Source organism: Sinorhizobium sp. B11 (assembly GCA_039725955.1).
In the GTDB taxonomy this organism is placed as follows: Bacteria; Pseudomonadota; Alphaproteobacteria; order Rhizobiales; family Rhizobiaceae; genus Rhizobium.
Genome location: CP091034.1, coordinates 1,824,632 through 1,844,824, shown reverse-complemented (window position 1 = coordinate 1,844,824; position 20,193 = coordinate 1,824,632). Strand labels below are relative to the sequence as shown.

At 59.5% G+C, this 20,193-nt stretch carries 18 protein-coding genes; 10 read left to right on the top strand and 8 right to left on the bottom strand.

The window, feature by feature from the left end; translation table 11 throughout:
- Positions 1–153 precede the first annotated feature (153 nt).
- Entirely contained in the window at positions 154–318 is a 165-nt protein-coding gene (locus LVY75_18950; protein XAZ25239.1) for a hypothetical protein, read from the top strand.
- Here the strand turns inward: LVY75_18950 and LVY75_18945 are convergent.
- The gene (locus tag LVY75_18945; protein XAZ25238.1) at positions 282–764 is read right to left on the bottom strand and encodes a hypothetical protein; all 483 of its coding nucleotides are present in this window, start codon (positions 762–764) and stop codon (positions 282–284) included. The two genes, LVY75_18950 and LVY75_18945, sit on opposite strands and share 37 nt — an antisense overlap.
- Positions 765–1,095: 331 nt before the next feature.
- Here LVY75_18945 and fdhA point away from each other — a divergent pair, with 331 nt between their 5' ends.
- The 6 genes from fdhA (at position 1,096) to LVY75_18915 (ending at position 8,164) form a co-directional block, all read left to right on the top strand.
- Positions 1,096–2,286, top strand: a complete 1,191-nt coding sequence (fdhA, locus tag LVY75_18940; protein XAZ25237.1) for a formaldehyde dehydrogenase, glutathione-independent — start codon at positions 1,096–1,098, stop codon at positions 2,284–2,286.
- Positions 2,287–2,945: 659 nt separating this feature from the next.
- Positions 2,946–5,294: a calcium-binding protein gene (locus tag LVY75_18935; protein XAZ25236.1), complete on the top strand. Its 2,349-nt coding sequence runs from the start codon at positions 2,946–2,948 to the stop codon at positions 5,292–5,294.
- Between the two features lie 128 nt (positions 5,295–5,422).
- Entirely contained in the window at positions 5,423–5,731 is a 309-nt protein-coding gene (locus LVY75_18930; GenBank protein ID XAZ25235.1) for a hypothetical protein, read from the top strand.
- Positions 5,732–5,793: 62 nt separating this feature from the next.
- Positions 5,794–6,300: a helix-turn-helix transcriptional regulator gene (locus tag LVY75_18925; protein XAZ25234.1), complete on the top strand. Its 507-nt coding sequence runs from the start codon at positions 5,794–5,796 to the stop codon at positions 6,298–6,300.
- A gap of 95 nt (positions 6,301–6,395) precedes the next feature.
- The gene (fabF, locus tag LVY75_18920; protein ID XAZ25233.1) at positions 6,396–7,661 is read left to right on the top strand and encodes a beta-ketoacyl-ACP synthase II; all 1,266 of its coding nucleotides are present in this window, start codon (positions 6,396–6,398) and stop codon (positions 7,659–7,661) included.
- A 74-nt stretch (positions 7,662–7,735) separates the two neighbouring features.
- Positions 7,736–8,164, top strand: a complete 429-nt coding sequence (locus tag LVY75_18915) for a DUF4864 domain-containing protein (GenBank protein XAZ25232.1) — start codon at positions 7,736–7,738, stop codon at positions 8,162–8,164.
- On the opposite strand, the gene tgt is transcribed toward LVY75_18915, so the two are convergent.
- The 5 genes from tgt to coaD all read right to left on the bottom strand — a co-directional run bounded on the left by tgt (position 8,165) and on the right by coaD (position 12,081).
- A complete protein-coding gene (gene tgt / locus LVY75_18910) occupies positions 8,165–9,298 on the bottom strand; it encodes a tRNA guanosine(34) transglycosylase Tgt (GenBank protein ID XAZ25231.1) in 1,134 nt (377 codons plus the stop codon).
- Complete coding sequence (queA, locus tag LVY75_18905; GenBank protein ID XAZ25230.1) at positions 9,295–10,380, bottom strand: tRNA preQ1(34) S-adenosylmethionine ribosyltransferase-isomerase QueA; 1,086 nt, start codon at positions 10,378–10,380, stop codon at positions 9,295–9,297. Before queA ends, tgt begins: the two co-directional genes overlap by 4 nt.
- A 72-nt stretch (positions 10,381–10,452) precedes the next feature.
- Positions 10,453–10,962: a peptidylprolyl isomerase gene (locus LVY75_18900; protein ID XAZ25229.1), complete on the bottom strand. Its 510-nt coding sequence runs from the start codon at positions 10,960–10,962 to the stop codon at positions 10,453–10,455.
- 25 nt (positions 10,963–10,987) lie between these two features.
- Entirely contained in the window at positions 10,988–11,560 is a 573-nt protein-coding gene (locus tag LVY75_18895) for a peptidylprolyl isomerase (protein XAZ25228.1), read from the bottom strand.
- Positions 11,561–11,586: 26 nt separating this feature from the next.
- Complete coding sequence (coaD, locus tag LVY75_18890) at positions 11,587–12,081, bottom strand: pantetheine-phosphate adenylyltransferase (GenBank protein XAZ25227.1); 495 nt, start codon at positions 12,079–12,081, stop codon at positions 11,587–11,589.
- 197 nt (positions 12,082–12,278) lie between these two features.
- Between coaD and LVY75_18885 the strand changes: the two genes are divergently transcribed.
- Positions 12,279–12,449, top strand: coding sequence for a hypothetical protein (locus LVY75_18885; protein ID XAZ25226.1), 171 nt, complete (start codon positions 12,279–12,281; stop codon positions 12,447–12,449).
- A 97-nt stretch (positions 12,450–12,546) separates the two neighbouring features.
- The gene (locus tag LVY75_18880) at positions 12,547–12,756 is read left to right on the top strand and encodes a hypothetical protein (protein ID XAZ25890.1); all 210 of its coding nucleotides are present in this window, start codon (positions 12,547–12,549) and stop codon (positions 12,754–12,756) included.
- A 697-nt stretch (positions 12,757–13,453) separates the two neighbouring features.
- Here the strand turns inward: LVY75_18880 and gyrA are convergent.
- On the bottom strand, positions 13,454–16,255 hold the full coding sequence (gene gyrA, locus LVY75_18875) for a DNA gyrase subunit A (protein ID XAZ25225.1): 2,802 nt from the start codon (positions 16,253–16,255) through the stop codon (positions 13,454–13,456).
- Between the two features lie 225 nt (positions 16,256–16,480).
- Here gyrA and LVY75_18870 point away from each other — a divergent pair, with 225 nt between their 5' ends.
- The gene (locus LVY75_18870) at positions 16,481–17,128 is read left to right on the top strand and encodes a MarC family protein (protein XAZ25224.1); all 648 of its coding nucleotides are present in this window, start codon (positions 16,481–16,483) and stop codon (positions 17,126–17,128) included.
- A 257-nt stretch (positions 17,129–17,385) separates the two neighbouring features.
- On the opposite strand, the gene LVY75_18865 is transcribed toward LVY75_18870, so the two are convergent.
- Positions 17,386–20,142 (bottom strand): DEAD/DEAH box helicase family protein, encoded by a 2,757-nt coding sequence (locus LVY75_18865; GenBank protein ID XAZ25223.1) that lies wholly within the window; start codon positions 20,140–20,142, stop codon positions 17,386–17,388.
- Between the last annotated feature and the right edge of the window lie 51 nt (positions 20,143–20,193).

Below are 20,193 nucleotides of genomic sequence, written 5' to 3'. Positions count from 1 at the left end.
CGTCGGCCTGCGTAAAAACGACAGGATCGTTTTGATGGCGAAGCTCGGTCAGGCCGGCTAGATGCGTAAGCAAAAATCACCGGCTTTCGCATGTCTTCCGACCATTCTCATCCCCTCCAGGAATATGCACGCATTGTGCGCCAGAAAAACCTCTTGAAACTTCGGCTTCTTTCCGTGGAACGGCAGCTGGCGACCGCCGGCGGCGCCTGGAAGTCCTTCCTTGAGGAGACGCGCCTGACGATCATCGAAGCGATGCTCTCGCTCGATGAAGAGGGTGAAGGCTATCTCTTGCTGATGCGCAAGGACGGCCCGGCATAGGCGCCGTTGAGAGAGAGGCGAAGGGATGCAAGCGCCCTCTCCGCATCCTCGATTTCCTTGAGCACCAGTCGCTGCTTGCGGTGATCCATCCCGCCTCCGGCAAGTGCGGCATCCACAATTTCGAGCACGTCCGTCGCCTCGATGACCACGCGGGTGGCGCCCCGCTGCAGCGACCCGGCAGGCTGCTGCTGTTGCCAGTCGGAAGAACGCTCCGCCGCAACAAAGATACTTTTCTCGAACAGATAGGATGCCAAGCGGGGATCCGGCACGACTTCCAGCAGATTTTGGATTTCCTCTGCGGAAAAACATGTTCGGCTGATCAAACGTGAGTGAAAGGCCGCATAATTCATGCCCAACGCGGTCGCGACGACCTCTACCGGATAGGCCTTCTCCACGATCAGGATAGTGTAGACGATGTCTGCGAAGGCACGGCCGCGCTGCGTCATGATGGCCCCCAGGCTCTATCCCTGCAACTATAGCGGAACCCACGTCAAAAGGGAGCTACCGTTTTGATATTGTATCCGTCACGACGGTGCTAATGCGGCGCCCTGGCAGGATGCACCCCGCCTGCCGGGGAAAGGCCACCTGTCTTCGAGTCCGCCGAAGCGGGTGGCCGGACCGCATCGAGCGCCCTGCCCTTTGACCCGGTTTTGCGGTTTCCGCCCGCAAGGCGTCGCTTTCGGGACGGCGCTCAGATCTTTCTGGTCTACTCTGTGACAGGCAACCGCTGCGGGAGGAGCTGCTGCGCGTTGCTGCATTTCAACGGAGGAGACGGAAATGAGCAAGAACCGTGGCGTCGTCTACTTGCGGCCCGGAAAAGTGGAAGTCCGCGACATTGACGATCCGAAACTCGAGGCACCAGATGGGCGTCGTATCGAACATGGCGTCATCCTGAAGGTCATCTCCACCAATATCTGCGGTTCCGACCAGCACATGGTCCGTGGCCGCACCACAGCCATGCCGGGTCTGGTGCTCGGACATGAAATTACCGGCGAGATCATCGAAAAAGGCATCGACGTCGAAATGCTCGATGTCGGGGACATCGTCTCCGTGCCCTTCAATGTTGCCTGCGGGCGCTGCCGCTGCTGCAAATCACAGGACACCGGCGTCTGCCTGACGGTCAATCCGTCGCGGGCCGGCGGCGCCTATGGCTATGTCGACATGGGCGGCTGGATCGGCGGCCAGGCCCGCTATGTCACGATCCCCTATGCCGATTTTAACCTCTTGAAAATCCCCGACCGCGACAAGGCGATGGCCAAGATCCGTGATCTCACCATGCTTTCCGACATCCTGCCGACCGGATTCCACGGTGCCGTCAGGGCCGGCGTCGGCGTCGGCTCCACCGTCTATGTCGCAGGTGCCGGCCCGGTCGGCCTCGCAGCGGCAGCATCCGCCCGTATCCTCGGCGCGGCCGTCGTCATGATCGGCGATTTCAACAAGGATCGCCTCGCCCATGCCAGCCGCGTCGGCTTCGAGGCCATCGATCTCTCGAAGAGTGACCGTCTCGGAGACATGATCGCAGAGGTGGTCGGCACGAATGAAGTGGATAGCGCCATCGATGCCGTCGGCTTCGAAGCACGTGGACATTCCGGCGGCGAGCAGCCGGCGATCGTTCTGAACCAGATGATGGAAATCACCCGGGCCGCAGGCTCCATCGGCATTCCCGGCCTCTATGTCACGGAGGATCCGGGCGCGGTGGACAATGCGGCCAAGCAGGGCAGCCTGTCGTTGCGTTTCGGTCTCGGCTGGGCCAAGGCGCAGTCCTTCCACACCGGTCAGACACCTGTGCTTAAATACAACCGCCAGCTCATGCAGGCGATCCTGCACGACCGGCTGCCCATTGCCGATATCGTCAATGCCAAGGTGATCTCGCTTGAGGATGCCGCCCAGGGTTATGAGAGCTTCGACCAGGGTGCTGCGACGAAATTCGTTCTCGACCCGCATGGCGCAATTGCCAAAGCGGCGTGATCGATATGATGTGCCGGGGCGGAAACGCCCCGGCATTCCCTCTTGGTAATACGATCGACCGTGCCTCCCCTACATCCTCGCCAGCCAACGACTGTTGACAGAATGTATGGCTGATCTCAGTCATCAGCGGCGTCGTCACGCATGAAATGACGGCGCAATCCGCGACTTTGATGAAGACCTCCGCCGACACCTGAATAGAGCGCGATGTGAGCGAGCTCTTGCGAGCTTGCCGGTTCCGGCTTGATGAGCACTGGAGCGTAGTCTGCGTCGCCGTGCTGCGCGGCCACTACATCGGGTCGAACCGACACGACCTCGCCTTCAATTCCAGCATCACCCCTGACCGTAAGCATTGATGCGGACACCGGCCCTCCGGCCGAGCACGATATCATCGATATCGCCTGCGGCGTTCTTCCGCTCTGCGACCAAGCCTTATCGCTTTGGGCAACAAGGCTCTTCCCGCCGCTCCGACAGCCGAGATGCCGTGTCCGCAAATATCGGATCGCCTCCAACGCAGCGCTCAGCAATCATATTGCGAACAATACAATATGGTTAACGCAATCATAACTTTGGCGGATTCTACTGTAAATCAGGCCCTACTTTTGAAGGGAATCACTATACCATCGAAGTAATGTTTTCCACGTCCAGGCGAGGAGGATGAAATGGCCCAAGCTACTAGAATTACTGACGTTATCGATTCATTCGGGATCGACACACATATCGACTACACCGACGGGAAATATTCCAATATCGCGGAAGTTGTTAAAGCCCTGGGCTACCTTGGTCTCGACACAGTTCGAGATCATGCCCCTACCCCTGTCTCCGACCCCTACGGTCAAGGCCATCTTGGGGATGCGGCCGATGCGGGTGTCAAATTCGTTTTTGTTTCCGGGCGAGATGACACTCCCGCCACCGTCGTCCAGCGGCTGCATGCTTTCGTCGAAGCGCATCCGGGTTCGATCGTCGGCATCGAAGGCCCGAACGAGGTCAACAACTGGCCGGTGGCTTATAAAGGTCTGTCGGGAGAGGCTGCGGCAGTTGCCTACCAGAAGGACCTGTTCAATGCGGTCAATGCCGATCCGCTGTTGAAGGATATTCCGGTTCTCGGCTTTACCGGTTACACGGTTGCCTCTTCCAACGATTACACGACGATCCACACCTATGCGAAGGAGGGCGACCAGCCCTTCTCCTGGCTCTCGCGTGAATCCGGCAACCAGATGCAGGCCGATCCCGGCAAGCCGCTTACCATCACCGAGATCGGCTATCACACATCGCTGACCGCCGATACCAACGGCGGATGGGAAGGCGTCGACGAGACGACGCAGGCAAAACTGCTTCTCAACACTCTGATGGACGGCGCCTTTCTGGGATCCAAGGGAACCTTCATCTACCAGCTTCTCGATGCCTATTCGGATCCGCAGGGTTCCGATCAGGAAAAGCATTTCGGGCTGTTTCGCCTGGATTACACGCCGAAACCGGCAGCAATGGCGATCCACAATCTGACCGAAATTCTCGAAGACGACGGCGCGACCCAGGCGAGCTTCAATCCGGGCACGCTCAATTATTCCATCAACGGACTGCCTTCCACGGCGCGCAGCTACCTGACGGAGAAATCCGACGGAAGCTACCAGATCATCATCTGGAACGAGCCGGATATATGGAACCAGACGACCGACAAGGCGATCCAGGCGGCTGCGACCAACGTCAGCGTCAACCTGGGCGGAGCTTTCGGGACCGTGCAGGTCTACGACCCGCTGGCGGGCGATACGCCGGTCAAAAGCTTCAGCAACATATCCTCGCTCAACCTGGACGTTGTCGACCATCCCATCATTATCAACATAGCCGCAGGTAGCGGCGCCCGTCCGGAACCCGGCCACATCTACGGCGGCACCGGAGACGACACGTTTACGGTCACCTCCCCGACCGACATTGTCGATGAAAGCCGCGGCGGCGGAACCGATACCGTCATGTCGTCGATCAGCTTCAGTCTGGCTGATGCCGCACATGCGATCGGCGCCATCGAAAACCTGACACTGACCGGCAACGCCAATATCAACGCGACTGGCAACAACCTTGCCAATATTCTCGTCGGCAACTACGGAGCCAACGTGCTGGATGGCGGCGCGGGCGCAGACACCATGAAGGGCGGTGGTGGTGACGATACCTATATCGTCGACAACATCAATGATGTGGTCATCGAGGCTGGCGGCTCCGGCAAGGACGCCATCAAGTCCTATGTCTCCCTCAGCCTGATGGACAAGGACCACGTGACCGGAACTGTCGAAAACCTGACCCTGTTGGGTGCCGACGACATCAATGCGACCGGCAATGTCATGAACAACGTTCTGACAGGCAATTCCGGCGACAATTATTTCGATGGCGGCAGAGGCGAAGACCGAATGATCGGCGGCCTTGGCAACGACACGTATAAGGTGGATTCGGCGGGCGACATCGTCGACGAGACGGGCGGCGGTGGCATCGACACTGTCAATGCCTCCATATCCTTCTATCTTGAGAATGCCCTTGGAACAGTTGAAAACCTGACGCTTACAGGCTCATCGGCGATCAATGCCACAGGGAGCGGCGAAAATAACGTGCTGACCGGCAACAATGCAGCCAATACCCTGTCGGGTGGCGCAGGAAACGACAAGCTCATCGGCGGCAACGGCAACGATGTCCTGAACGGCGGAGCTGGAGCCGATACTTTCGTCTTCGACTTCAAGCCCAGCACTTACAACAACATCGACAAGATCGAGGACTTCTCGGAAAGCACCGGTGACAAGATCGTGCTCGATCACGAGATTTTCACCGCCATCGATCCAGCGAGTTTTTCGGCCGAAAACTTCGTGCTCGGCACCAAGGCTTTGGATTCGAACGACCGTCTGATCTACGACCAGACATCGGGAAAACTTTTCTACGATGCAGACGGAAGCGGGCGCGGCGCGGCCGTACAGATCGCGACACTCTCCAATCTGGCGGCGCTTCATCACGATGATTTCCTGTTCATCTGACATCCGACCCTGACGTCTTCAAGCGGCGGTCCTGGAAGGGGCTCCATTTTCGGAGCCCCTTTTTCTTGTCCTGCGCCGGTCCTGCCCAACATTGTCAGCAGGATCCCATCAGCCGAGCGGAGAGACCGTTGCCCTGGACTGCCTACATCATTCATTTCATCGCCGCCGCATTCCTGACCAATGGCATGCCGCATTTCGTCAATGGCGTCAGCGGCCGACCTTTTCGCACACCTTTTGCTCGCCTGCAGGGGGCGAAGCTCAGTTCTCCGGCCACCAATGTCATCTGGGGCTGGTTCAATTTCCTCGTCGCCTTCCTGCTCTTTGCCAATATCGGGCCGCTTTATATCGGGACGCCGGGCGACACTGTTTTTGTAGCAGCCGGCGTTCTCGTAACCGGCGTTCTCCTAGCGCGGATCTTCGAGCGGTATGATGCCTGACAAGTCGCTTACGCGCGTAAGTCACTTGCATGATGCAAGTTACTTCTGTAGTGACTTGCATCATGCAACGAACGAGCTTTGCCAATTTCAAATGCCCCGCCGCACGCGCGCTCGACAGCGTCGGCGACTGGTGGAGCATGATGATCCTTCGCGACGCCTTTCACGGGCTGACGCGTTTCGACGAATTCCAGAAGAGCCTCGGCATCGCGCCGAACATCCTGACGCGGCGGCTTGCGCATCTGATCGATGAAGGACTGTTCGAAAAGCGCCTCTACAACGAGCGCCCTGCCCGCTACGAATATGTGCTGACTGCCAAGGGACGTGATTTCTTCCCCGTTTTGATGGCTCTGTTTTCCTGGGGACGCCGGCACGTTCCGCAGGAGGATCTTGCCTTCCTGCTCGGCAACGCCGCTTCCGGCGAGGAACGCGAGCCCATGCTGGTGGATGCAGCCAGCGGCGAAGAATTGAAACCCGAAAACACCTGCCTGCTGCCGGGACCGGCTGCCGATGACGGCGACCGCGAACGGATCGCCCGCATGCGTGCCTACTACCTCGGCATCGACGCCTAGAGCATTTCCAATGCTCTAACTCTTAGTTTTTACGCAATTCCGGACGCAACCCCGCTTCGCGCTCTTACTGGAATTGCTTTAGAAAGGTCAAATCCATGGAACGCATTGTTGTCACCGGTATGGGACTTGTTTCGCCGCTTGGCGTTGGCGTCGAGACCGCATGGAACAGGCTCGTCGCCGGTGGTTCCGGCCTGCGCGTACTGCCGGAGAATGTGGTCGGCGATCTCGCCGCCAAGGTCGGCGGCGTCGTTCCCTCCATCGAGGAGGACAGTGAAGCCGGTTTCGATCCCGATCGCGCCGTGCCGCCCAAGGACCAGAAGAAGATGGATCGCTTCATCCAGTTTGCGATGATGGCGACGGACGAAGCGGTGCGCCAGGCCGGCTGGATGCCAGAGAGCGTCGATGCGCGCGAGCGGACAGCCACGATCATCGCGTCGGGTGTCGGCGGCTTTCCGGCAATAACGGATGCAGTGCGCACGGCTGAGACCCGCGGCGTGCGACGGCTGTCGCCCTTTACTGTGCCTTCCTTCCTCGTCAACCTGGCGGCCGGTCAGGTCAGCATACGCTACGGCTTCAAGGGGCCATTGGGCGCGCCGGTAACGGCCTGCGCGGCAAGTGTTCAGGCGATCGGCGATGCGGCGCGGATGATCCGCTCCGGCGAGGCTGACGTCGCTATCTGCGGCGGCTCGGAAGCCTGCATCGACAAGGTGAGCCTCGGCGGTTTTGCAGCAGCGCGCGCACTCTCGAGCGGTTTCAACGACAGACCCGAACTTGCGTCACGTCCCTTCGATACAGCGCGCGATGGTTTCGTGATGGGCGAAGGAGCCGGAATTCTCGTCATCGAAACCCTTGAGCATGCGCTGGCGCGCGGCGCAACGCCGCTTGCCGAACTCGTCGGCTACGGCACGGCCGCTGACGCCTATCACATGACGGCAGGCCCGGAAGATGGCGACGGTGCCCGCCGGGCGATGGAAGCAGCATTGCGGCAAGCCAGGATCCCGGCCGCCGAGGTAAAGCATCTCAACGCCCATGCGACCTCGACACCGGTCGGTGACAGGGGCGAGATCGCTGCAATCGGTACGGTCTTCGGTCGCGACGGCGGCATCGCCGTCAGCGCAACCAAGTCGGCGACGGGCCATCTCCTGGGTGCAGCCGGCGGGCTTGAAGCCATCTTCACAATCCTCGCGCTGCGCGATCAGCTCGCCCCGCCGACCCGCAATCTCGAGACGGCCGATCCCGCAGCAGAAGGCATTGATCTCGTGGGCAGGGTGGCCCGCAAGGTGGCGATGGAATATGCGATTACCAACGGCTTCGGCTTCGGCGGCGTCAATGCCAGCGCTCTCTTCCGTCGCTGGTCCTGAGCCCTGGTTTATCGGGCTCTTTCCTTGCGCGCAAAATAGCCTACACTTCTGCTGACATAGCCGGAGATGATCCTATGCGCGCCTTCTTCGCAGTGCTGGTTCTGTGTGCTGTATCCGTGATGTCAGGCATGGCGGCCCGCGCCGAAGATCCCGTGCAGGCAACACAGACGATGATCGAGGAGCAGATCAGGGCATTCCTCAAGGACGACGCGGATACCGCCTATTCCTTCGCTGCGCCCGGCATCAAGGCCATGTATCCAGACAAAAACCTCTTCTTCGCGATGGTGAAGAAAAGCTACGAGCCGGTCTATCACCCTGGCAACTATGCCTTCGGGCGCAGCAGATCGATCGACGACGGTGCAATGATCTATCAGGAAGTGCTGATTTCCGGCCGCGACGGCAAGGACTGGACTGCGATCTATCAGGTCGCTCGTCAGCCGGACGGCAGCTTCAAGATCAACGGCGTGCAGATCGTGCCGAACGCCGACAGCAAGGGCATCTGATCACACCGGTTCGAGATCGCCTCTCGCCCATTCCTCGATCGTTTCCGCCATGAAATCGGCGAAGCGACCTTCGGCAATCGCCTTGCGGATACCCTGCATCAGTTCCTGATAATAGTTCAGATTGTGCCAGGAGAGCAGCATGCCGCCGAGCGCTTCGTTGGCGCGGACGAGATGGTGGAGATAGGCGCGGGAATAGTCGCGCGTCGCCGGGCAGTTCGATTGTTCGTCGAGCGGGCGCATGTCCTCCGCATGGCGGGCGTTGCGGATATTGACCTTGCCGCGACGGGTAAAGGCCAGACCGTGACGGCCCGAGCGGGTCGGCATGACACAGTCGAACATGTCGATACCACGGGCGACGGATTTCAGGATGTCGTCGGGTGTGCCGACGCCCATCAGATAGCGAGGCTTTTCACCGGGCAGGACCGGAAGCGTCGTCTCCAGCATCTTCAGCATGACGTCCTGCGGCTCGCCGACAGCAAGACCGCCGACGGCGTAGCCTTTGAGGTCGAGCTTTGCCAGTTCTTCGGCCGACCGGACACGCAGGGCCGGCACGTCACCACCCTGGACAATGCCGAACATCGCCTTGCCCGGCTGATTGCCGAACGCGACCTTGCAACGCTCGGCCCAGCGCAGCGAAAGCTCCATGGCGCGCTCGATTTCCTTGGGCTCGGCCGGCAGTGCCACGCATTCGTCGAGCTGCATCTGGATATCGGAGCCGAGCAGCCCCTGGATCTCGATCGAGCGCTCCGGCGACATGTGATGCAGGCTGCCGTCGACATGCGACTTGAAGGTGACGCCCTGCTCATCGAGCTTGCGCAGACCGGAGAGAGACATGACCTGAAAGCCGCCGGAATCCGTCAGGATCGGATGCTCCCAGCGAATGAGCTTATGCAATCCGCCGAGGCGGGCAACGCGCTCTGCCGTCGGGCGCAGCATCAGGTGATAGGTATTGCCAAGAATGATGTCGGCGCCGGTGTCACGCACCTGATCGAGATACATGGCCTTGACCGTGCCGACCGTGCCGACTGGCATGAAAGCCGGCGTGCGGATGGTGCCGCGCGGCATGGAAACTTCCCCGAGACGGGCGCCGCCATCGGTCTTCTTCAGGGTGAACTGGAAATTCTCAGTGGTCATCGGTCTTTCCGGAAAAGAAGGCTCGCGTCGCCGTAGGAATAGAAGCGGTAGCCTGTCGAAATAGCATGCGTATAGGCCGCGTGCATGGTCTCGAAACCGGCGAAGGCAGAGACCAGCATAAAGAGCGTCGAGCGCGGCAGGTGGAAATTGGTCATCAGTATATCGACCGCCTTGAAGCGGTAACCAGGCGTGATGAAGATGCCTGTCGCGCCCGCCCAGGGCCTGATCTCGCCGCTCTCTTCGGCGGCGCTCTCGATCAGCCGGAGCGAGGTCGTGCCGACGCAGACGATGCGTCCGCCCCTTGCCTTGACGGCATTCAGCTTCGCAGCAATCTCGGCGCTGACATAGCCGCTTTCGAGATGCATCTTGTGATCGTCGGTATCGTCGGCCTTGACCGGCAGAAAGGTGCCGGCGCCGACATGCAGCGTCACGAAGTGGCGTTCGATGCCAGCTTTGTCCAGTGCCTCGAAAAGTCCGGGCGTGAAGTGCAGACCGGCGGTCGGGGCGGCGACGGCGCCCTCCTCTCGCGCATAGATGGTCTGGTAATCGGCGCGGTCGCGTTCGTCCTCCGGACGCTTTGCGGCGATATAGGGCGGCAGCGGAATATGGCCGACGCTGGCGATTGCCTCATCCAATGCAGGTCCGGAAAGATCGAAGGCGAGCGTCACTTCGCCGGCGTCACCCTTTTCCTCCACGGTCGCGTCGAGCGAGCCGATCATGCAGCTTTCGCCACCATGGCCGAAAGCGATACGATCGCCTTCCTTGATACGCTTGCCGGGTTTGGCGAAGGCCTTCCACTTGTTGGCGCCGATCCGCATATGCAGCGTCGCCGAAACCTGCTGACCGCCCGCACCCTCGCGGTGGCGGATGCCTTCGAGTTGTGCCGGGATGACCTTGGTATCGTTGAAGACCAGCGCATCGCCCGCGCGCAGGAAGGACGGCAGGTCGAAGACGCGATGATCGGAAAGAACCGGCTGCCCGTCCGGATCGACGACAAGCAGCCGCGCGCTGTCGCGCGGCTCAGCAGGCCGCAGCGCAATGCGTTCATCCGGCAGGTCGAAATCGAAGAGGTCTACGCGCATCGAAGCACTTCCAGGCAAAGCGAAACCCGCCCCGCGCTCTCGCGCAAGGGCGGGTTCCTGCAGAAATCACAATCAGACGTCGGCGGCAACCCGCATGGAGACGATCGAATCCGGATCAGAGACGGGCTCGCCCTTCTTGATCTTGTCGATGTTATCCATGCCTTCGATGACCTGGCCCCAGACCGAGTACTGCTTGTTCAGCCAGGGAGCGTCGGTGAAGCAGATGAAGAACTGCGAGTTCGCCGAGTTCGGGCTCTGCGAGCGGGCCATCGAGCAGGTGCCGCGAACATGCGGCGTTGCCGAGAATTCAGCCTTCAGATCGTCCTTTTCAGAGCCGCCCATGCCGGCGCGGCCCGGATTGAAGTTGTCGCCGCCCTTCTTGCCGAACTGTACGTCACCCGTCTGCGCCATGAAATCGGCGATGACGCGGTGGAAAACGACACCGTCATAGGCCTTCTCGCGGGCGAGTTCCTTGATGCGCTTGACATGCTCGGGCGCGACCTGCGGCAGAAGCTGGATGACAACCTTGCCCTTGGTGGTTTCCAGAATGATGGTGTTTTCCGGATCCTTGATCTCGGCCATTGTCGTTCTCCTTCTTGTCGTGAATTTACTTCTTGCCCATCGTGACCTTGATCATGCGGTCAGGATTGCTGACTTCGCCGTTCTGGCCTTCGCCCTTCTTGATCTTGTCGACGTTTTCCATGCCCGAAACAACCTTGCCGACGACGGTGTACTGGCCATTCAGGAAGGAACCGTCATCGAACATGATGAAGAACTGCGAGTTGGCAGAATTCGGGTCCTGGGCGCGTGCCATGCCGACCGTGCCGCGCACGAAAGGCGTCTTCGAAAATTCGGCCGGCAGGTCAGGCAGGTCGGAGCCGCCGGTGCCGGCCTGGGCGGCATCGAAGTTCTTTTCCATGTTGCCATATTTCACGTCGCCGGTCTGGGCCATGAAGCCCGGGATGACGCGGTGGAAGGCGACATTGTCATATTCGCCCTTCTTCACCAGCGCTTCGATCTGCGCCACATGCTTCGGCGCCACATCCGGAAGCAGCTGGATGACAACAGGGCCGCTCTTCAGCTGGATGGTGATGTAGTGATCGGCCGCCTGCGCAAAAGCGTCGCCCGCGAAGGAGGCGAGATAGAGCACGCCGGCAAATGCAAGATAGAAGAGTTTCATGTGAGCTCCATTGCGGCGGTATCCGCCTAGGCTTTGCGCTTGGATTTCAGGGCTTGCAAGACGGCCGCCGGCACGAAGGCGCTGACATCGCCGCCCATGGCTGCGATCTGGCGCACCAATGTGGCGGTAATGGGCCGCGAGGCCGTGCCTGCCGGCAGAAAGATAGTCTGGATATCAGGCGCCATCTGCCTGTTCATGCCGGCCATCTGCATTTCATAATCGAGATCGGTGCCATCACGCAGGCCACGGATCAGCAGGCTTGCACCATGCGCGCGCGCGGCGTCGACGACGAGATTGTCGAAGGAGACGACATCGATATGCGCGCTCTTTTCCGGCAGCACCTCAGCGAGCGACGCGCGGATCAACGCTGCCTTTTCGTCGAATGAAAAGAGTGGTGCCTTCCCCGGGTGGATGCCGATCGCGACGATCACCTTTTCGGCGACGTTGAGCGCCTGGACCAGCACATCAACATGTCCATTGGTGATCGGGTCGAAGGACCCCGGATAGAAAGCTGTGGTCATTTGGTCCGGCCGTTCGTTTGACGCCTTTTGTCATGGAAGCCCGTTTCCCGCAAGTCATTTAGCCAGACCGCCCGATGCGGCTGAACGATGAATGAACGGCGCGTTCAAGGTCCGCTCAGATGGGATCTGCTTAATTCGCATCATCAACCCAGACGCTGCCGGTCCCGGTAGCGTCACTCCCCGGAAAGACCCCGATCATGCTGATCATCCTCATCGCAGTAGCCGTTATTTCCTCGCTGTTTGCCGAGTTTTTCTACGGTTACGTCGCCGACAGGCATCAGATTGGCTGGGTACGCCCGGAGGTCAGCGAACATGCGGCGATCATGAGACAGCTTGGCCGCACGCGTTCTAATCGATTTGATTTCTGAACGGCAGATGAACGAGACATTCAAGGTCGCTTCAGATCACGATTGGTAAACACCCCGCCAACATCCGGCGGAACCTTTTAAAGACGGATGCGTTCAAATGATCGACACATATGAGATGCGTAAGCGCGGCAGGAAGGGAACAAAGATGCCTGGCAAGATCACGATGATTAACATGCTCTGGATGGTAATGGTCACGGGCATGCTGACTGCCACAATCGCTCTCTATGACAATCAGAAGGTCGATGCTTCCAAGGTATATGGTCCGTTCGCTTCGGCTCGCTCCGTAAGCGTTCTCGGTCAGTACTGAGGAGCTTGAACGCAACTCCCTAAAGAAAGGAACGCCACCATGTTCACGATCCTGACAGTTTTCACAGCACTCATCAGCATCATGTTCATTGTGTCCGTGACCTCCACGATTTCCGCTCTGCGCCGTGAAAGCGAGGAAGTGAAATCGCTCCAAGAAAAGCACAAGGCTTTCTGAAGCCGCTCCCGCAGCGCAAAAGCATGAATGCAAGCCGGATGTTTTGCATCCGGCTTTTCTCATGTCGAGAATGGCGGCCGAAGCGCCAGACAGCCGCTGTCTCGCAACGGCAGAACCAATAGAGCCCGTTGCCATAGAGCGCGCGCAGATAGTCGCTGCGTTGGCTTGTAACGACGGCAAAGCCCTGCCCCATCGCAAGGATCGAGACACCCTCGGGCAAAGTGCCGGGCTGGATGTTGCCGGCCGGAAAGACCACGGCAGCCGGGACCTCACCTATTGCAGCAAATACGGCAGCGCCATCTTCAAGGGAAGTTCCGCTGGAAAGGCTGGTCCGGGATCACTTTGCGGCAGAAGCAGGAAGCGCCGCGCCGCCGCGCCGGTTGCAGCCGAAACACCGGCCAACACACCCCGCCTGTCCAGCTGCCCACAACATTCCCCTCAGGATGAATCGGCAAGCTCTTCATAGCGCAATAAAAAAACCGGGCGGCAGGTGCCGCCCGGTTTGCTATGTGATTGTGGTGAATTACTCAGCCGATGGGGTTTCGTCGGCTTCGCCCGCTGCCGGAGCTTCACCTTCGGAAACCACGGCTTCGTCACCATTGTCGGGCGTCTCTTCTTCTTCCGGCTCGCTGATACGCTCGACCGAGACGACCTTCTCATCCTTGGCGGTGGAGAATATCGTTACGCCCTTGGTAGCGCGGCTGGCGATACGGATGCCGCCGACCGGGACGCGGATCAGCTGACCGCCATCCGAGACGAGCATGATCTGATCGCCATCATCGATCGGGAAGGCGGCGACGAGTTCGCCGATTTCGCCTGTCTTCGATGTATCGGTGGCACGAATACCCTTGCCGCCGCGGCCGGAGATGCGGAAATCGTAAGAGGAAGAGCGCTTGCCGAAACCCTTTTCAGAGACCGTCAGCACGAATTGTTCGCGTGCCCTCAGCTCTTCATAGCGTTCGTCCGAGAGCTGTCCCTCTTCGGTGACTTCTTCACCAACCAGAGCGATATCCTCCTCGTCCACGCCCGTCGCACGACGTTCGGCGGCGGAGCGCTTGAGGTAGGCAGCGCGCTCCCAGGGCTCGGCATCGACATGGCCGACAATCGTCATCGAGATGATCCGGTCGCCATCGCCGAGGTTGATGCCGCGCACACCGATCGAGTTGCGGCCGGCAAAGACGCGGACGTCATCGACCGAGAAGCGGATGCACTGGCCGAGCGCCGTCGTCAGCAACACGTCGTCCTGATCGGTGCAGGTCTCGACGGAGAGGATTTCGTCACCCTCGTCTTCCAGCTTCATGGCGATCTTGCCGTTGCGATTCACCTGGACGAAGTCACTGAGCTTGTTACGGCGGACCGTACCACGCGTCGTCGAGAACATGACGTCGAGGTTATCCCAGCTGTCCTCATCCTCGGGCAGCGGCAGGATCGTGGTGATGCGCTCGCCAGGTTCGAGCGGTAGCATGTTGATCAGCGCCTTGCCGCGCGAGGTCGGCGTGCCGATCGGCAGGCGCCAGACCTTCTCCTTGTAGACGATACCGCGCGAGGAGAAGAACAGAACCGGCGTGTGGGTATTGACCACAAATAGCCGGCTAACGAAATCTTCGTCGCGGGTGGTCATGCCGGAACGGCCTTTGCCGCCGCGGCGCTGCGCACGGTAAGTCGTTAGCGGCACGCGCTTGATATAGCCGAGATGCGAAACGGTAACGACCATGTCTTCACGGGCGATGAGATCCTCATCGTCCATTTCGAGACCGCCGTCGATGATCTCAGTGCGGCGCGGCGTGCCGAACTCGTCGCGGACGGCAGTGAGCTCGTCCTTGACGATGGTCTGGATGCGGATACGCGACGAGAGAATATCGAGGTAATCCTTGATCTCCTCGCCTATCTTATTGAGTTCATCGCCAATTTCGTCACGGCCGAGAGCCGTCAAACGGGCAAGGCGCAGTTCGAGGATGGCGCGGGCCTGCTCTTCCGAGAGGTTATAGGTCAGGTCGTCATTGATGCGATGCCGCGGATCGTCGATCAGGCGAATCAGACTTTCGACATCTTCTGCCGGCCAACGGCGGGTCATCAGTTCTTCGCGGGCCGACTGCGGGTCCGGCGCCTGACGGATGACACGGATGACTTCGTCGATATTGGCAACAGCAATCGCGAGACCGACCAAGACGTGCGCACGTTCGCGCGCCTTGCGAAGCAGGAATTTAGTTCTCCGGCTAACAACTTCTTCGCGGAAGGCGACAAATGCGCGGAGCATGTCGAGCAGCGTCAGCTGTTCCGGCTTGCCACCGTTCAGCGCCACCATGTTGCAGCCGAAGGAGGTCTGCAGCGGCGTGTAGCGATAAAGCTGGTTCAGGATGACGTCGGCATTGGCGTCGCGCTTCAATTCGACGACGACGCGATAGCCCTGGCGGTCGGATTCATCGCGCAGGTCGGAGATGCCTTCGATGCGCTTCTCGCGCACCAGTTCGGCCATCTTCTCGATCATCGTCGCCTTGTTCACCTGATAGGGGATCTCGGTGATGATGATCTGCTCGCGGTCGCCGCGCATCGGCTCGATGGTGGCAACGCCGCGCATGACGACGGAACCGCGGCCGGTTTCGTAGGCCGAGCGGATGCCGGAGCGGCCGAGAATCTTGGCTCCGGTCGGGAAGTCGGGACCCGGAATGATCTGCATCAGGTCCGGCAGTTCGATCGCCGGATCATTGATCAGCGCAATGCAGCCATCGATGACTTCGGAGAGGTTATGCGGCGGAATGTTGGTCGCCATACCGACGGCGATACCGCCAGCACCGTTGACCAGAAGGTTCGGGAATTTTGCGGGAACGACGACAGGCTCGGAGAGCGTGCCGTCATAGTTGTCGCGAAAATCGACCGTTTCCTTGTCGAGGTCGTCGAGCAGCGAATGCGCGGCCTTCTGCAGGCGGCATTCGGTGTAACGTTCGGCCGCCGGCGGGTCACCGTCGACAGAGCCGAAATTGCCCTGGCCGTCGATCAGCGGCAGACGAAGCGACCAGTCCTGCGCCATACGGGCGAGCGCGTCATAGATCGCGGCATTGCCGTGCGGATGGTATTTACCCATCACGTCCCCGGTGACGCGGGCGCATTTGACGTATTTCTTGTTCCAGTCGATGCCGAGCTCGGACATGCCGTAGAGGATGCGCCGGTGCACGGGCTTCAGGCCGTCGCGCACGTCGGGAAGTGCGCGGGACACGATCACGCTCATCGCGTAATCGAGATATGACCGCTGCATTTCCTCCATAATGGAGATCGGCTCGATGCCTGGCGGGAGCTTCCCGCCGCCGGGGGGTGTTTGCTCAGTCAAAACGGTTCACGTTCTCTTCTAGAATCACTCGAAGATTTATAGCGGAAAGCCTGTTCCCGCGCCAATTTGGCCAGGGGTTTTGAACAGGCTTTTACGGTCGAAAGAGGGCAAATAATGGTATTTGCCCGCGATAGGTAGACAATCAGCGATCACGCATTTGCCAAATCGGAATCGGCACAGCACAATCATGAAAAACAAGCATCTATATGGGGTTTTGAAGAAGCGATGGCAAGCGCCGACCAACTGATCAACGCGTTCACGACGCTGCTCGTCACCATCGATCCGCCGGGGCTTGCGCCCCTCTTTCTCGGCCTCACTGTCGGCATGAGCCGGCCGGAGCGAAAGCAGGTGGCGCTGCGCGGCACCACCATCGCCTTCATCATCCTTGCGGTCTTTGCGCTATTCGGCTCCAGCGTGCTCGGCGTGCTCGGCATTTCCATCGGCGCGTTCCGGCTGGCGGGCGGCCTGCTGCTTTTCTGGATCGCCTTCGAAATGGTTTTCGAGAAGCGCCAGGATCGCAAGGAAAAGACGACGGAAGTGGCAATTACCAAGGATCATATCGAGAATATCGCTGTCTTCCCGCTTGCCCTGCCCCTGATTGCCGGACCGGGCGCCATTTCGGCGACGATCCTGCTCGGAGGAACCCTGCCCTCCACGGTCGAACGTGCGCAGCTGATCGGCGTCATCGCTGCATGTCTGCTGATCACCCTGATGGTGCTGTTCCTCGCCGACCGGCTCGACCGTTTCCTCGGGGTGACCGGCCGCGCGATCCTGACCCGCCTCCTCGGTGTAATCCTCGCAGCACTTGCCGCGCAGTTCGTCGTGGACGGTGCAAAATCCGCTCTTAATCTGATCAGCGCCACGCCGACATGAAAACGGCGCCCTGGGGCGCCGTCGTCAAAGCTCGGGAATAGCGTCGCTCAAAATGGTAATGTGGAGTAAAAATGTAAACTGAGAGAGAGAACGCATTTCGCATCAATGGCTTAGTTTTGCACGACTGTCCCTCGATGCTCGAAAGTGTCAACAAGCGGCTGTTCTGGACGCGATTCTACGTGCTAAGTTTACGAAACACATCACTGGACTGGATCCATCGCAAGATAATGACCTTCCTCCCGTTCGCGCCACGCTGACTACGCATGGTCCAGAACGTCGCCTAGCTTTGTCGCCTTCACATACAGGACCGGGTCGCGATCCATCGCCAACGCATGAAAATGTGCCGCGCCGCAAGCGATCTTTGCAACCTCCTGATCGCGGAGCTCGTCGGCAAACAGGCTGCCCTTTGTTTCTACAACAAAGTACAAACGCTCCTGCCCGTCGATCTGCACTAGCACCGCCCAATCGGGATTATAGCCCCCAAGGGGGGTCGGAACTTTGAACCACCCAGGAAGCTTGGCATATACCTTCACCGCGTCATTCTTTTCGAGTTGCTCAGCGAAGGTGCGCTCGACGCCGGCGGAATCATAGATGACGTGCTCGAACACTGACTTCTTCGTGTTCTCAAGCATGTTCTTTAGGTAGCCGATCAGTTCCTCCTGCTCGAACAACTCCTGGGCGTAGAAATCGTTGTCGCCGACACGTTGGTACCTAATCCCGTCCACAACTGCGAGACGCTTGGCACGGTTGATAAGTTCTGCCGCTTGCTCGATGAACGCTTGCGGGTTGCGCTTGAAGTCGTTCAGCCGGCCACTTTCCGTCAGGATGGTGACAAGGCTGCGGCGCGTCAACTGTGTGCGGTCTTGCAGATCAGTCAGCACATCGGGCAGGACTATGTCTCCCTCCTCTATGGTGACTGGACCGAAGGTCGATGTTTCGGTGGCAAGTACGCCACCCTGGCCGATAGCGAGATCGGCCTTGCGTATCGTCACACGCGCCTTCGAGATCGGCGCCCCCTCGGCAATCGCCTTAACGCAATCCGCGACGAGCTTGGCGTTGTCGAAATGAACGCGATAAGTTGTTTTGTGCTTGATCCGATCCCAAAGCGCTTGAAATTCGGCGCTGTGGTAGATTTCCTTACGCACCCTGACCGGCTTGCGGTCGTCGGCGTTCTTGATTTCCAGCCGACCAGCGATCTTGCGCAGGACTTCCCTGACGTGCGGCAGATGGGCAGCGTGCGCGGCGGGCAAGGTCAAGGTGCCGTCCTTGATAGCCATTCGCAGCTTATCCTCCACCTTACCCCTGGAGTCGATGAATCCCTCGCCTTTGAGCCACTCATAGATCGCGGCGGACTCATCGAATCCCAACATCACCGTGGTGCCATCCTCTTTCTGGATCGGGATAATCGCAAACTGGTGCTTCTCGACGACGCCAAATCGGATACCGGTGTCGGCCTCGATTTCCTTTTGCAGGTTCTCGGCAAAAGCCTCGTAGCTTTCGGTGGCGATCACCGTAAGCGTATTGACATCGAATCCGCGACGCCGCTCGCCCTTCTGGTTGACGCAGAGTCGCAAACCACGGCCGATTGTCTGCCGACGTTCGCGCTCTGTGCCGATCTCGCGCAGCGCGCAAATCTGGAATACGTTGGGGTTGTCCCACCCCTCTTTCAGGGCGGAGTGGGAGAAGATGAACTTGAGCTTCGTGTCGAAACTCAGCAGCTTCTCCTTATCCTTCATGATGAGGTTGTAGGCGCGCTCGGCATTGTCACGGTGGGCCTGATTGTTCTCGGCCGTGTCGGTCCACCGCTTGTTCTTGTCGATGGAAAAATAGCCGTTATGCACCTCCTCGGCGTCAGAGATCACGTCAACTTCCTCGAACAGGCTGGCAAAGTCAGGGTGTTTCGCGGCACGCTGATATTCCTCCTCGAATATTGTGGCGTATTTGCCTTTCACCGCGTTCCCGTCGCCGTCGTAGGAGCGGTAATGCTCGACGGCGTCGATGAAGAATAGGCTCAGCACCTTGATGCCGAGGGGGGCTAGGCGCTTTTCCTTTTCGAGGTGCTCGTGGATCGTGCGGCGGATCATCAGCCGCTTGATCGCGTTGGCGTCCACGTCGCCAATGGCCTCGCCGACACGGAGGAAAGATTCCGAGCCGTCGGTCTTCACCTCCAACAAGGACTCCTCGCCGGCCACGCGGATTTCGCCGATACGGCAGCCCTTATAAATCGCCCGTCCCGTTTCGTCTTCGAGATCAAAACCATCTTGGACTGTAATCATGTCGCGACGTACCGCGTTGCCGATGGCGCGGTCCACCTCGACCTTCGCCGTCACTGTGCCGCGCGCGTTGCTGGCCGACACAAAGCGCAGATACGCCTTGTTGTGTCCGCCTTCCACTTCTAGCGAAGCGACCTCGATCTGCTTGACTAGCTTGCGGTCGTAGGCGTCCACAGCATCGAGGCGGTAGACCATGTGGTGCTTGTCCACATGGGTTGCGGAATAGCGCAGCGTGCAGAGCGGGTGCATCTCGCCGAGGGCCTGCTTGCCGCGCCCCTCGAGACCGCCGTCCACGCTTTGCGGCTCGTCCACGATGATGACAGGCCGGGTCGCGCGGATAAGGTCGATCGGCGCGTCGCCGCCGGTCTTCTCGCTGTCCTTATAGAGGTTGTTTACGTCTTTCTTGTTAATGGCCCCTACGGTCACCACCATGATCTGGATGGTCGGGCTGGTGGCGAAGTTGCGCACCTGGCCGAGCTTGGCGGAATCATAGAGGAAATAGTCGAAGGGCTGGCCGGAATAGAGGCCCCTGAAATGCTCCTCCGTGATCTGAAGCGTCTTGTAGACGCCTTCCTTGATCGCCACGGATGGCACGACAATAACGAATTTTGTGAAGCCGAAGCGCTTGTTCAGCTCAAGGATCGTGCGGAGATAGACATAGGTCTTTCCGGTTCCCGTCTCCATTTCGACGGTAAAGTCGCCGGAGGTTAGGCCTGCGGATGGCGGCAGGCCGTTGCGCAACTGGATCTCCTTGAGATTACCTATGATCTCGTCATCGAGCAACGTAAGCCG

Bases quoted from the DNA above. Each gene is read 5' to 3' on its own strand.
- LVY75_18945 (XAZ25238.1), bottom strand. From the start codon at position 764: ATGACGCAGCGCGGCCGTGCCTTCGCAGACATCGTCTACACTATCCTG.
- fdhA (XAZ25237.1), top strand. From the start codon at position 1,096: ATGAGCAAGAACCGTGGCGTCGTCTACTTGCGGCCCGGAAAAGTGGAA.
- LVY75_18935 (XAZ25236.1), top strand. From the start codon at position 2,946: ATGGCCCAAGCTACTAGAATTACTGACGTTATCGATTCATTCGGGATC.
- LVY75_18925 (XAZ25234.1), top strand. From the start codon at position 5,794: ATGCAACGAACGAGCTTTGCCAATTTCAAATGCCCCGCCGCACGCGCG.
- fabF (XAZ25233.1), top strand. From the start codon at position 6,396: ATGGAACGCATTGTTGTCACCGGTATGGGACTTGTTTCGCCGCTTGGC.
- LVY75_18915 (XAZ25232.1), top strand. From the start codon at position 7,736: ATGCGCGCCTTCTTCGCAGTGCTGGTTCTGTGTGCTGTATCCGTGATG.
- tgt (XAZ25231.1), bottom strand. From the start codon at position 9,298: ATGACCACTGAGAATTTCCAGTTCACCCTGAAGAAGACCGATGGCGGC.
- queA (XAZ25230.1), bottom strand. From the start codon at position 10,380: ATGCGCGTAGACCTCTTCGATTTCGACCTGCCGGATGAACGCATTGCG.
- LVY75_18900 (XAZ25229.1), bottom strand. From the start codon at position 10,962: ATGGCCGAGATCAAGGATCCGGAAAACACCATCATTCTGGAAACCACC.
- LVY75_18895 (XAZ25228.1), bottom strand. From the start codon at position 11,560: ATGAAACTCTTCTATCTTGCATTTGCCGGCGTGCTCTATCTCGCCTCC.
- coaD (XAZ25227.1), bottom strand. From the start codon at position 12,081: ATGACCACAGCTTTCTATCCGGGGTCCTTCGACCCGATCACCAATGGA.
- LVY75_18885 (XAZ25226.1), top strand. From the start codon at position 12,279: ATGCTGATCATCCTCATCGCAGTAGCCGTTATTTCCTCGCTGTTTGCC.
- LVY75_18880 (XAZ25890.1), top strand. From the start codon at position 12,547: ATGATCGACACATATGAGATGCGTAAGCGCGGCAGGAAGGGAACAAAG.
- LVY75_18870 (XAZ25224.1), top strand. From the start codon at position 16,481: ATGGCAAGCGCCGACCAACTGATCAACGCGTTCACGACGCTGCTCGTC.